The sequence below is a fragment of the Alterinioella nitratireducens genome (assembly GCF_013155465.1).
In the GTDB taxonomy this organism is placed as follows: Bacteria; Pseudomonadota; Alphaproteobacteria; order Rhodobacterales; family Rhodobacteraceae; genus Alterinioella; species Alterinioella nitratireducens.
Genome location: NZ_JABJVX010000002.1, coordinates 471,152 through 483,297, shown reverse-complemented (window position 1 = coordinate 483,297; position 12,146 = coordinate 471,152). Strand labels below are relative to the sequence as shown.

The window sequence follows — 12,146 nt, the reverse complement described above, 5'->3', positions numbered from 1 at the left end:
GCGTTCTCAGACGATGGAGCTGCCGCCGAAGGGGTTGCGGCCGGGGATCTCGGGGAATCCCCCGAAGTTCGCGAGGTTGCCGAACTTCGCCGCGCAGGTGGCGGCGCGCAGATCGCAGCCCGGGGCGATGTCGACGAGAACCGGGATCGGTGTGCCGGTTTCCGGGTCGATCTCCGGCGCAGCAAGCGCCGTTGCCAGTTCAGGCATCGGGCGCGACAGCGTGAGAGTGGCCCCGGCATGGCCGGTGATGAACCCGAGTTGTGCCCCAAACCTGAGCACACCGCCCCGGTACCAGCCGGCGGGCTCGGCCGCTGCTTCGGGGATCGTCAGGCTCGAGGCGTTGCCGGATATGGCCGTCACCGTGCCGGTCAGCCAGTAGAGCGCGATGTCGAGGCCGCAGCCACGCCCGTAAAGCGCATGGCGGCAAAGCCGCTGGTACTTCGCCCGCACGCCCGCGCGGCGCAGCGTGCTGAAGATCGACTCGCAGGTAAGGATGATACGCGGACCCTCGACCTCCGCGCCCACCACGCGGCCCTTCCAATGCGCGACGGTCTCGCCCAGCACCTGTTCGTGACCGCGAAAGATCGTCAGCGTCACCGGCGTGTTGCCCAAAGGGACCAGAAACCGCCGCGCGAAGGGATGCGAGAGTGGCCAGGTCAGTTCCAGCCGCCCGCGCTCGATCTCGCTCGTCTGCACCACATCGCCATGGGCGACGGCGGCAGGCTCCCAGGTGATTTCGCTCCCGCCGCTCCCCGTGCTGGTCCAAGCCGTGGCCCGGCTGGTGAAACGCCAGACATTATCGCTCTCGACGAACTGGTAGAGGAAATAGGGGCGGCCCTCGGCAACCGAGGACTCGATACTGGCATAGGTCATGCAGGCACCTCGATGACAGGCAGTGTGACCTCGCTCGCAATAGGGCCATGCTGGATCTCGACGCGATCCGCATCCGCGCGCATCGCGGTCAGGAAATGCACCCTCGTCGTGAGCGGCACCGGCTCGCCGAGATTCGAGGACAGCGTGAGCCGGTGAACCGCGCCCTCGGCGATGGCTGCGGTGATCGTCCGGAAGCGCAGCGCGGTCGGCATTTCCAGCAGGATCGCGCGGTCGACATAGTCCGGGAGCGTCGCCACCGGTGCCACACGCATCAGCACCGATCCAGAGGTCATGGCCGCGCGCAGCTGGAGCTCGCGCCCCCAGGTCGGCAGCCAGAATCTGGCCTGCCGTCCACGAAGCGACCAGAGCCAGCGGCGCAGGGCGTGACGCGCGGAGGGGCCCTGCGCCTTCAGCGTGATCGTCTCGCCGCGTTCGAAAATATCTCTCACCGGCTCGACCACGACCGGGCCGAAGCCATTATCGACATACTCGATCGCACGGCGCAGGCTGGCGGTGAGCGGGCGGCGTACAAGGCTCGGGCCGGTCTGGACCTGGCGGCCGAGATAGGTTGGCAGGACCGGTGCTGTGAGATTCGGTGCATCGCGCAAGAGAAAGCCGGCGCTGACCGTGCCATCGCTTTGCCTGCGGCGAGTGATCTCGATGGCTGAGGTCAGCACGCCTGCGCGGACCGGCGCGATGGTGATCCGCCGCGCCGCCACCGTCGGGCTGGGCAGTTCGAGGACCAGCGGTTCGACCAGGATCAGCCGGTCGGGCTGAACGCTGGCGATGACCACCGGCAGCGCCTCTTTACCATCGACTGCAATCGCTGCCAGATCGCCGCTCCGGAAATCCGACGCGCCCGTGTCGAGCAGGATCTCGGTCGCGCCTTGCACCAGATCGGCCACTGGCTGCAGCGCCATGTGCCAGAGCGGCACCAACCACTCACCGGCAAACCCGGCCCGCACCAGTTCCGCTACGCGCGCCATCCCCAGCGCATCCTGCCTGTGCCGGAAGGTGACGATCTCGCGCGGGCGGGGTCGGAGCACGATGCGCTGTTCGCCCGCGCGCGATGTCAGCACATCGGTGCGCCATTCCAGCACCTCGGTGATCTCCCGCGCTGCCGCGAAGGGCCAGAGCGGTGGCGGCAATGGCCCTCCCTGCTCAGGCATTCAAGGCACTCCGGTTGCGGCGGATGACGTTCAGGACCGCCCGCTCGCCCGAGGGCGTGGCGAGGTAGTCGCCCACGACGGAAGGGTCGAGCACGTTGATGATGCGCGTCGACATGTCTTGCGCCGACGACTGACCGGGATCCCGGTTCATCTCCACCCCGAGCCTCCCGTCGCGCCCGCGCCGGAGCGGCAGGATCGCCTCGGGTCCGGCTTCGCCCATCAGCCCGATGCCGCGGGAGAAGGGAAACACCGTGGGACGGTTCACGACGCCCCCGCGCGCGAAGGCGGTCAGTTCCTGGCCACCAGCGAAGACGCCGCCTCGCGCGAAGCCGAAGAGGTTCGCGAAGAACCCGCCACCGCCGCCCATGCCCGAGAAGGCGCGCATGATCGCGTTCTCGATCGGCTTGAAGGCAAGCTCGATCAGCCGGTTCGCCAGGTTCTGGGCAATCCGCGAAATGGCGCTGGCGAATGTCTCCCAGGTGAACTCGCCTGATTTCAGCGCCTCCTTGATCGGTCCGACAATATCCTGCGCGAGGCCCTGAGCGATCTCGCGGGAGCGTTCCTGCGCGGCGCGCACCGCCTCGGCGGTGGCCTCCCAGGCATCCCGCGCCGTATCGGCCGCCGCGCGCAGCGCCTGACCGGCCCCGCGACCGGCACCGCCCGCGCGACCCGCGGCCTCGCCCGTGGCATCCAGCGCATCTTCGAGGCTCTCGGCCGCGATGCGCGCGCCGGTGAGGGCGGTTTCCGCATCAGTGCCCGAGGCGGCCACAGCCTCGCGGAGGGCCGCCACCGACTCCAGCGGCGCTGTTGCCGCATCGACCACGCCGGACATCACCTCGCGCAGCGCCTCGGCCTGACCGCGGGCCTCCTCGGCATAAGCGCCAAGCCCGAGGTCAGGCATGGTGATCGGCTCCGTTGTGAACGCCGCCTGAAACGCCGCGCGGGCCTCGGTTCCCGCTTGAGCTGCCGACCCCGCAAAGGGATTGTCGATCCGGCCGAGCTCCAGATTGCCGATCAGCGAGGCGCGCCGCTCGATGCCCAGCGCCTCGAGACCGGCATTGATCCCGTCGAAGAAGCCGTTGATGCGCCGCCCGACGCCATTCAGCATGGCCTCGACGCCTGCGATCAGCGCATTTGCGGCCTGAAACGCGAAATCCCCGATCGCCGAGGGCAGCGCACCCCAGAGAACCTTGATCGCATCAAATGCCCCCTGGAAGGTGTTCAGCGCCGCATTGCCAAAACCGACCACGGCTTCGAGCGAGGTCTGCAGCGCCTCGGCGATCGCGGCCTTGATGTCGGCCCAGCTTGCCATGATCGCCAGCCCCATGGCAACGGCGCCGAGCTGCATGCGCGCCCAGACCTCGCGGGCAAGGTCGCCGAGCAGCGAGAGCGCATTGCCAAAGCCACCGGCTCCGCGCACCAGCCGGCCGAACCAGTGGATCAATTCCCCCGCAGCGACCACCAGACCGATCAGCGGCAAGCGTAGCAAAGCCCCGCGCAGGATCACCAGCGCCATGGCGAGCCCGCGCACAGAGGCTGCAGCGGCGATCTTGGCCGCCACAAAGCGCCCCGCCATCAGCGTGGCGATCCCGGCGGCGTAGGAGGTGAGACGCCCGAGATTGTCGAAGAGCGCACGAATGGCGATGCCGAGCGGCCCGGTGGTGCGTGCCACAGTGGCCATGGCATCCGCCACCGCCTCAAGCGCCGGGGCGGCGGCCACGGCGAGCTGGTTCGAGAGCCCGCGCCAGATCAGCCCCAACCGCGAGATCGCGTCATTCGTGCGCTCGATCTGGGCTGCGTCCTGATCGGAGACCACCACGCCGAAGTCGCGCACGTCTTGCGTGGCCTGGCGCAGCGTCGCCGTGTCGATCCGCGTGAACACCAATGCCGCCCGATCGCCGAAGAGCTGTGAGGCCACAGCAGCCCGCTCGGCTTCGGGCACGAATTCGGCCAGCCGGTCCTGAATGAGCGCGATGCGCTGGTCGAGCGGCAGGGCCTGCAGGTCGGCGGCAGACAGCCGCAGGCGGGTCAGGGCATCGACAGCGGGCCCGGTCCCGGCGGCGGCCTGGCTCAGCCGCCGGGTCAGTTGCATCGCGGCCTGTTCGACCTGACCCATGGACACGCCTGCCAGATCGCCCGCGCGCTCTAGCACCTGGATGCTCTCGACCGTGGTGTCGAGCGAGGCGGCGAGCTTGGCTTGCGCATCGACCGTCTGGAGCCCCGAGCGGATCATGGCCGTGGCCGCCGCCGCAATCGCTGCTGCCGCTGCGGCCATCGCCACGCGGGCCCTTCGTGCAAAGGCAGCCAGCCTGGCGTTGGCGCCTTCCATTTCGCGAGATAGCCGGCCAAAGCCACGCGATCCAGCCTCGCCGACGCCTTCCAGCTCGGCCTTCACCTGCCGCCCGCCAGTGGCCGAGAGGCGCACGCTGACGCGTTTTTCTGTCATTGGTCAGCCTCCCTGCTGCCATCTATCTGCTGATTGAGATGCCGCGCCATCACCGCCTCGATTGCCGGCAGGAACTCGGCTGTGGCGCGCGGGTTGACGCCCAGCGCGTCGGCCATCGTGAGGGCGGCGCTCATGTCCCAGCCCAGCACGACGCCGGGCACCGCGCGAATTTGACCGCCGAGCCGTCCAGCCAGGTCCCAGACCTGCCAGCCCTCGAGCGTGCGCGGTGCGTTCAGGATTTGCGGGCAATCCGGGCAGGTGCCTTCGCACGCCCTGCAATAGCTTTCGCCCCCGCCCCAGACCCAGTCGGCGAGGGCGCGGAGGCGTTTTTTTCCGCTTCCAGCTCCAGCCCCTTGGCGACATAGCCCATCTGGAAGCGCTCGAAGATGGGCCAGATATCGAGGAGCGCGGCGATGCCCTCGGGCGTTATCGGCGTGGGATTGCCCTCCGCATCGCCGACGCCGTCCCAATCAAGGATGGCACGTTCGGCCAGCGCCTTGCCGAAGACCACGGCGATCTCGTCGTCGCTGGTGCCTTCCGGCAACCCGCGCACGGCTGGATCGCTGCGGGCGGCCACCATCAGTGCAGTGGTCAGCGGCTCGACCCGCACGCGCACGCCGAGGCCGAGATCGAGCCAGTGCGGCTCACGGGCGAGGTTCAGACGCAGCATGGATCAGTATTCCTCGATAGCGTTGATCAGGGTGACGGTGCACATGCGGCCCAACGTGGCGTCACGCGCGGCCTGCCAGTCGAAGGTCGCCTGCACCCCTTGCGGCCCCGCGATCTCGATGCGTGGTCGCGGCAGATAGACCGCATGCGCCGTCAGCGTGAGGCTCTCGCCCGAGGGCAGGGTGTAGGCGAAACTCATCTCGCAGGGATCGCCGTTGATTGCTTGGTTCACCAGCACCTGATCGGCAAAACGCACCTCGATCCGGCCGGTCAGCGCGGCGATGGAAGGGTCGGCGCCATCGATGCGCCCGTCCGACCGGATGGTTTCCACCCGGTCGAGATTGTTGGCATAGGTGATCTCGGCCGAGACGATGTTGCCAAGGGGCTGGCCATCGCGCGTGATCGCGCCGTTGAAATGGCCGAAGCGCTGCAGGGCGAGGTCCGCCAGCGTGCCAGCAGCAGACGCCGCGGCGGTGGTTTCGCCCTGCGCCACCAGGCTGGCGGTTGCCGTCAGCAGCCCCGAGCGTTGCATCTGCCAGCTGAGCGTGTCGAGCACGCAGCCGGAATACAGCGCAAAGCGCGGCACTTCCGGCATGCCGGTCTCGATGGCCATACTGGGCAGCGTCCAGTTTCCCGAGCGGAACTCGTGCGTGTAGGGCGCATCCGCGCCAGTCGTGACCGGCTGCCCGAACGCCGCCTTGAGCCAAAAGCCGAAACCCTGCGCGTCGATGGGCACAACGACATTGCCATCGGCGGTCACCGCATCCTTGATCGGCGGCAGGGGATCGCGGCCATAGCCCAGAAGCTCGCTGTTCAGAAGCGGTTGTTCCGCCCCCAGCGTCGCGGTGGCGAAGGGCATCCGCACAAAACCGCTGGCGGGCGGGGTGCCATATGTCGTCTCGAACGCAAGCGCCATCTGCGCCCGCGCCCCCTGGGCTCGTGCCATGTCGTGTCTCCTCGGATTGTCTGTTGGGGTCAGGCCAGGGGATCGGCCGTCGAATAATGCAGGATGATCGGGATGACTGCTGCCTTCAGACTGGCGGCTCCTTCGATGGGCAGATCAACCGGTCGCGGGGCTTCGGCTTCGACCCAGTCGCAGCGCCCGCCCAGCGTGCGGTCGGCGGAGAGCGCAGCCCCGATGCTGGCGGACAGCGTGTCGAACGCGGCATCACGCGCCGCGCCTTGGACCACCGCCTCGATCTCGGCGCGGTGCTGGTAGTGGTAGGCGAGCGGCGACAGCGTGACGTCCGGCTCACCCGGCTCGCCATCACGCAGGATCAGCAGGCCCTCGGCCGGCACGCGCTCGGGCAGCACCTCGCCCCGCAGGGCGATGGCGGGCAGCGCCAAGAGCCGCGCGTGCAGCGCGGCGAGGATGGTTTCGCGAGGGGTGGGCATCTGGAATTCCGAAGTTGAGGTGCGGCTTGATCCCAACCACACGCTTAGCCAGGCGCTGACACCATGCGCTACTGCATGAACTCAAGTGATAGTTGTCGAGCGGTTTGTTCTGACTGATAGCGCCAGATACTCGCATCGAATTCACGTCGAGAGATGGATAACAAGTCCGCCGCAAAACTAAACACTTCGCGAAGATAATCGTAGCTGTCGTCCTCCAATCCCACGAGCTCAGCAAAGCCCCGGATGTGGCGATCTACAGCGATGCAATCCACACCCACCAGGCAGGCCATGTAATCAACGGTTTTTGGGCCGACACCTCTCACTTGCCGGATATCCATCCGAAAGCTCTTGTCCCGTAGCGCTCTGCTCAACTCGGATGTGCTGTCAATTTCCGCCTCGGCCATGAAGTCGACTAGATTGTCAAAGCGTGACACCTTCTCCCGATGCTCCCATTGCAGGAACTTTGGGCTTCCCTCTTGCTCGATCACCCCCATCAATATGTTCATGGTTGTGGCGTGCGGAAAGGTTCTAAGAATAGTGGCAATGCGGGGCTTCACAACTTTTGCGTAGTTCAGCCCGGCTTGTAGGACCGAGTCAGCAAGTACCGCGCCCATGTGCTGATAGACGGGTCTGCAAGAGATGCGCGATCCCAGAACACCGGTCCGAACAGCATGGTCGGCAATGCGCCGGGCGGCATACAAAGCGTCTGAATTGTTCAGGTTTTCCGCCACTTCTATTTTTCCCATCTACGCGATGCCAGCTTCTGCCAAGGCATTCAGCCTCTCTACGCAGTTGGGGCAGGCCCCGCAAGGAAAGGAACTTGACGCCTGACAAGAGAAGGTTCGGCCGATAGGTACGCCAAGCTCCAGCGCTTGTCGGACGACGTCGGCCTTGGTCTTTTCGCGGAAGGGCGCATGGAAGCGCACGGCACCGACGCCACGGGAAAGCTCTTCAAGGCCGTTCATGAACTCGGTGCTGCAGTCTATCTCCTTGGCATGATTGCTGTTGATGAAGCCCGAATACACGTCGAGGATCCGAAGCGTCTGCGCACGAGCCGCGGCCACAGCGAAGAACAGCATCGTCCGGTACGGAAGGTACAGGTCATCATCAGAGACGGCTTCCTTCCAAAGGTCCGCTTCCAGGATCATCCGTGATGGCGAGCCCTTGAAGATGTCCGAGATATTCAGCCGCGCCGGCGGCATCGCCTCCTGCGGGAGGACTTCCTGCACCTTCGCCCATTCTGTCTCGGCACAGTGTTGGCCGTAGTCGAAGAAGATGGGATGAACCTCTGTCCCCTCGTTGACCAGCAGATAGCAGACCGTCGTTGAGTCGAGGCCGCCCGAGACCATGACGACAGCCTGCTTCATGAGCGCGTCGCCCTTAGTCTCGACATAACATCGAATAGGCCGTTCAGGCAGCTATCGAGCTTGGTCGAATAGACCGTGCTACCCGCCATCACCATGGTGTTGGTATTCTCTGCGAGCGGATCATAGGTGATTACGGGCTTCTTCAGTGCAAGAGCCAGTCCGATTTCAACGAGTGTGCCGGGATCGCGCTCCAGAGGGAGTGCGAAGACAAGATCACACTCCTTGAGAAGACCCAAATCACCCAGATATGCGGCTCGCATTTCATGCATCGAGCTTTGCGGGGTTAGCTCTCCGTTCTCTTGTACCGGGCGGCGAAGCCGAAAATTATGATAGGCGAGCGCCCGAAGTGCTTCTTCGAGGTGCGTGCGGTCGACGTAGGAAAAATCGGGAGCGGCGAAGTATATCTGGAAGGCTGGCCGGGCATGCCAGGGCAGAACTGTTCCGCCTAGGCCGCGCATTTGATCGACAGAGAGCGCAAGGCTGCGCTGGACATCTCTTTTGAAGTCGTCCGGGTAGGTCGTCTGGGCATAACACGTTGCAGCGCGCGCTGCCTTCCATCCGGCATCAAAGACGGCCCCACCCAGCATGGACGCGAAAACAGCTGAATACACGTCACCGACACCGACCGAGTTGACGGTTTCGCCGAGGAGCGCCGGAATCTCGTCGACTTCATCACCGCGAAGATCAAACACACGGCTGCCGCCGCGATTTTCCTTCAGAAGAATGGCTTGCGGCGACAGATCGCGCAGATCAGCCAGCAGGCTGGACATATCCTCTGACGCTTTTTCCAGGAACATTGGAGACGATGTAGAAGTCACTACGGCGGCAATATTTCCCTTGAATGATGAGAGCGATTGAAGGTCCGGAAGATCATAGGCGATATCGAAACTTGCCTGAACATCCTCGGCAAGTAGGGACCTCAGGACCGTGAGATCGTACTTTCCAGGGAAAATCAGACAGGTCTTGAAGGTCTTTAGTGCGTCAACTTCACCGCGGTATTCGACGGATTTTTCGTCCCTCAGGATGTCTTGATATGCTTGGTCCGCGAGTTCGGTCGGATCGCCAATGGCCATGACGTTGGGCGCGCCGTTGACCTCTGCCAGCCAGATGAATTCGCTGCATCCCAAACGTTTGAGGTAGGCTCGCGCCTGATCGACCAGATAGCCGGGGCATGCAGCAGCCACGGAAAAGTTCGTGTCTATTGCCCACAGTCCGCGGGCCGCGTGAACGATGCCGCCAAGCCGTAGCTTACTTTCAGCACCTGCCTTCGGCAGGGTGAAATCTACGTAGACCTCGCCGACCAGCAGAAGGTCTTGCCTAGGACTCATGGCGCCCGCGGCGCGAAGTCCACGTTGACCGATGCAACGGGAGCCGATGCCGAGGAGTTGACGCGCCCCTCATAGGTGAAGCCCGCAACCACGCAGTCTGCGAGATAGTTGAAGCTGGTTGGCAGCGCCCCCACGGTTTGGCCGCTCGCGTCGACTGCGAACAACCTGCCACGCTGCTCGATGGTTAGCGCCGTGTTGGCCGGAGGAACGCCGCCGCTTGAGGAGAAGTAGTCACACTGCTCAACCTCTTCGAGGGCGCAGGAGAATGCCCGAGCGCAGCGGTCTTCACCACTTGCGCCGCCACCCCCGGCTCCCTCGCCCCCCTCTTTGGGACGCGAGCCGGGGTAGTCGGAGAAGCTTCCAGAGCCAGTGCTACCCATACCATCCCTCAAATCAGCATTTTGTGTTCTCGCGATGGTCTTTCAGTTGATCTGGTGTTGCAAGCCATAAATGAAAACTTCGGCGAGCGCGAAGATAAAGGCACGAAGGTTTAGTGCGCGCAACGAACAACGGTTTACTCCATTGTCGCCGGCTTTATCCCAACCGTCCCTCCACCCACTTCGCCACAATCAACCCCGGCACGCTGCCATGGGCCTTGCCAGCATCCTGCGCCAGATCCAGCCGCTTAGGCAACTTGACCTGCGGCACCAGCAGGAAGATCGGCACTGTGGTTCGACCACGCCCGGTTTTTGAGCGCGATGCCACCGCGCGACCCTTCGTATTCAGCCGGCCCTCGGCAACGAGCAGGCTCGGACCGCGGCGGCGATAGACGAAGCGCAGGCGCAGGCCGGTGCGGCGCTCCCATTCGCCGGGAGTAATCTTGCCGCCACGCAGGCCGCGCCCGGCCGCCTCGGTCGGGATCGCCAGCCAGAAGCCATTTCGCGAGCGGATCAGCGGCCCGGTATCATGCGCGCCGACGATCACCGGCGCTTTCGACCAGACCAGCGCGGCGGCGTTCAGGCTCTGACGCCCCTGCGGATAGGTCTGGCTCCGGATCGAGCGGGCAAGGCGCTGGCCGAGCCCCGCGCCCATGATCTGCGCGCGCCAGGCAGCCTTGAGGGTGTTCCCGGCCTCGCGCGTGGCGGCGCTGACAGCGCGTTCGCCCGCCTTGATCTCGGCGGCCATGGCGGCAACCAGATCGGGGGTGATGTCGAGTTGCAGCTTCATGCCGGGCGCAGGTCCACGGTCCAGATCAACCGCTCGCTATCGCGCATGGGCTCTCCCTGGATGAGAAACGCGTCACCCTCGATCTCGACGCGGTCGCCGGAGCGCGGGTTCGGAACCTCGGCCACGCGCAGGTCGACGCGGGTGGTCTCCGACCAGAGCCGCGCGCCACCGAAGCCGGTGACCTCGTCCGCGCGGCGGGAGACCACGCGGACGAGCTGGGGTGTGCCGCCCTCGGCGATGTAGACGGCGTCCCGCGCGATGTTGCTGTCGGCAAACAACGCGTCCAGCGCCGTGTTGAGCGCGGTCATCACGTCCGCCGCGCGCTGCGCAGCACCTGCGGGCGGGTGCAGATCGGCAGCGGGTTCGACTCGATCTCGAGGCGCACCCATTCGTCGCGGTCACGATCGGGGATCATGCGCGCATAGAGCGGCAGGCCGACGGTATTGACCGTCTCGAAGGTATCGGCCGGGGCGTGGTAGATCTCGAAGAGCCCCTCGACGCCCTCGGGGTAGAAATACGCCTTGTCGGTCGGCACGCCGAAACCGAGGCCACCCCGGTAGCGCCGGAAGGTGATGCCACCGAAGCTGACCTCCTCGCCCACGCGCCCGCGTAGATCAGCGGCGGCGGCAGTGTTGAGATAAGTCTCGCGTACCTCCTTGTGGGCCACGAGATCGGCGAAGAAGGCCGAGCCGCATTCGGCGCGCAGCTGCACCTGACCGGCCGCGAGCCCGCCAAGGCTGTCCTCGACGCTCTCGATCATCGCCTGGCAGCGCTTGCGGAGCGCACCCGAGGCCGGGGACTGGTTGTCGAGGTCGAAGTCCACCTCGGCCGCGGGCGTGATGTTGAACTCGCTGTAGTAGTCGATCACCGTGGCGCCGTCGCGCGGGTCCTTCACCACGCCCTGGATGCCGTTGAAGAGGTGGAACTCGAAGGTCGCCTCGGCGTCGTTGCGCAGGGTCCGCATCTTGCGCGCGATTTCCTCCTGCAGCTGCTGCACGGCAGTTTCCGAGCCGAAGTCGCGCACCGCCTGGATTTCCGAGGCCCAGAGCACGTCCTGCTTCTTGAATTGGCGGCACACAAACGCCCGCATCTCGCGGCGCTCGGGGATCTGGCTCTCGTAGGCCGATCCGCGCTCGGAGAAGGGGATCAGCGAGAGCGTGCCGTCGCGGCTTTCGATCATGACGGTGCGCGTGCGCACGCCGCGGGTGCCGAAGAGCCCCGAGCCCGACAGGATGGCGGGCTTGTAGGGGATGTTTTCGAGCGCGCGGGTCAGCTCGACGATGGTGAAGGCATCGCCTTCGAAGATGTCCATGGTGGCCATGGGAATGCCTCCGTATCGGGGATGGGGGTGAAGCGGTGCGCGGGATCAGCGCACCAGGATGCCGGCCTCGAGAAGCGCGGCATGGGCGGCGGCGATCTCGCCCTCGCTCGGGGTGCCGGCGAAGACGAGGTCATGGCGGTTGACGATGGCAGGGCCGCGAATGAGCGCCACGGCGGGCACCGCGCCGACGCTTGCATCGGCCTTGCCCCAGAGCACCGCGACCGCAGTTTCGGTGCCATCGGTGGCGGCAGGATCGTGCGGGGCGTAGTTCCCGGATGCGGTGATCTTGCCGAGCACGGTGCCGGGCTCGGGATTGCCAGCGGCGACGGTGATGGTCTCGCGGGTATAGTCGCGGAAGGCTTCCCAGATTAGGAAGCCGCCGGCGTGCTTGCCTTCAACCAACGTGGTCAT

Annotated in this window: 14 protein-coding genes; all 14 read right to left on the bottom strand. The window is 65.5% G+C overall.

The annotated features are described in order from the left end of the window. Positions 1-6: 6 nt before the first annotated feature. The 14 genes from HNS34_RS05550 to HNS34_RS05485 all read right to left on the bottom strand — a co-directional run bounded on the left by HNS34_RS05550 (position 7) and on the right by HNS34_RS05485 (position 12,146). A complete protein-coding gene (locus tag HNS34_RS05550; protein WP_172318827.1) occupies positions 7-873 on the bottom strand; it encodes a phage BR0599 family protein in 867 nt (288 codons plus the stop codon). Then, on the bottom strand, positions 870-2,042 hold the full coding sequence (locus tag HNS34_RS05545; RefSeq protein ID WP_172318825.1) for a hypothetical protein: 1,173 nt from the start codon (positions 2,040-2,042) through the stop codon (positions 870-872). Before HNS34_RS05545 ends, HNS34_RS05550 begins: the two co-directional genes overlap by 4 nt. Next, entirely contained in the window at positions 2,035-4,488 is a 2,454-nt protein-coding gene (locus tag HNS34_RS05540) for a phage tail tape measure protein (protein ID WP_172318823.1), read from the bottom strand. The genes HNS34_RS05545 and HNS34_RS05540 overlap by 8 nt, the downstream gene beginning before the upstream one ends. Next, entirely contained in the window at positions 4,485-4,637 is a 153-nt protein-coding gene (locus HNS34_RS20655) for a DUF7697 family protein (protein WP_456236973.1), read from the bottom strand. The genes HNS34_RS05540 and HNS34_RS20655 overlap by 4 nt, the downstream gene beginning before the upstream one ends. Positions 4,638-4,720: 83 nt before the next feature. Next, positions 4,721-5,158, bottom strand: a complete 438-nt coding sequence (locus tag HNS34_RS05530) for a phage-derived protein YdaY family protein (protein WP_172318821.1) — start codon at positions 5,156-5,158, stop codon at positions 4,721-4,723. A 3-nt stretch (positions 5,159-5,161) separates the two neighbouring features. Further along, on the bottom strand, positions 5,162-6,103 hold the full coding sequence (locus HNS34_RS05525) for a phage tail tube protein (RefSeq protein WP_172318819.1): 942 nt from the start codon (positions 6,101-6,103) through the stop codon (positions 5,162-5,164). Positions 6,104-6,132: 29 nt separating this feature from the next. Then, positions 6,133-6,552, bottom strand: a complete 420-nt coding sequence (locus HNS34_RS05520) for an acyl-CoA transferase (protein ID WP_172318817.1) — start codon at positions 6,550-6,552, stop codon at positions 6,133-6,135. A 68-nt stretch (positions 6,553-6,620) separates the two neighbouring features. Further along, a complete protein-coding gene (locus tag HNS34_RS05515) occupies positions 6,621-7,298 on the bottom strand; it encodes a DUF8548 family protein (protein ID WP_172318815.1) in 678 nt (225 codons plus the stop codon). Then, positions 7,299-7,919 (bottom strand): 7-cyano-7-deazaguanine synthase, encoded by a 621-nt coding sequence (locus HNS34_RS05510; RefSeq protein WP_172318813.1) that lies wholly within the window; start codon positions 7,917-7,919, stop codon positions 7,299-7,301. Next, entirely contained in the window at positions 7,916-9,247 is a 1,332-nt protein-coding gene (locus HNS34_RS05505) for a nucleoside 2-deoxyribosyltransferase (RefSeq protein ID WP_172318811.1), read from the bottom strand. The genes HNS34_RS05510 and HNS34_RS05505 overlap by 4 nt, the downstream gene beginning before the upstream one ends. Before the next feature lie 534 nt (positions 9,248-9,781). Beyond that, positions 9,782-10,414 (bottom strand): DUF6441 family protein, encoded by a 633-nt coding sequence (locus HNS34_RS05500; protein ID WP_172318809.1) that lies wholly within the window; start codon positions 10,412-10,414, stop codon positions 9,782-9,784. After that, entirely contained in the window at positions 10,411-10,722 is a 312-nt protein-coding gene (locus tag HNS34_RS05495) for a head-tail joining protein (protein ID WP_172318807.1), read from the bottom strand. Before HNS34_RS05495 ends, HNS34_RS05500 begins: the two co-directional genes overlap by 4 nt. After that, the gene (locus HNS34_RS05490; RefSeq protein ID WP_172318805.1) at positions 10,722-11,735 is read right to left on the bottom strand and encodes a major capsid protein; all 1,014 of its coding nucleotides are present in this window, start codon (positions 11,733-11,735) and stop codon (positions 10,722-10,724) included. Before HNS34_RS05490 ends, HNS34_RS05495 begins: the two co-directional genes overlap by 1 nt. Before the next feature lie 45 nt (positions 11,736-11,780). Continuing rightward, the gene (locus tag HNS34_RS05485) at positions 11,781-12,146 is read right to left on the bottom strand and encodes a head decoration protein (protein WP_172318803.1); all 366 of its coding nucleotides are present in this window, start codon (positions 12,144-12,146) and stop codon (positions 11,781-11,783) included.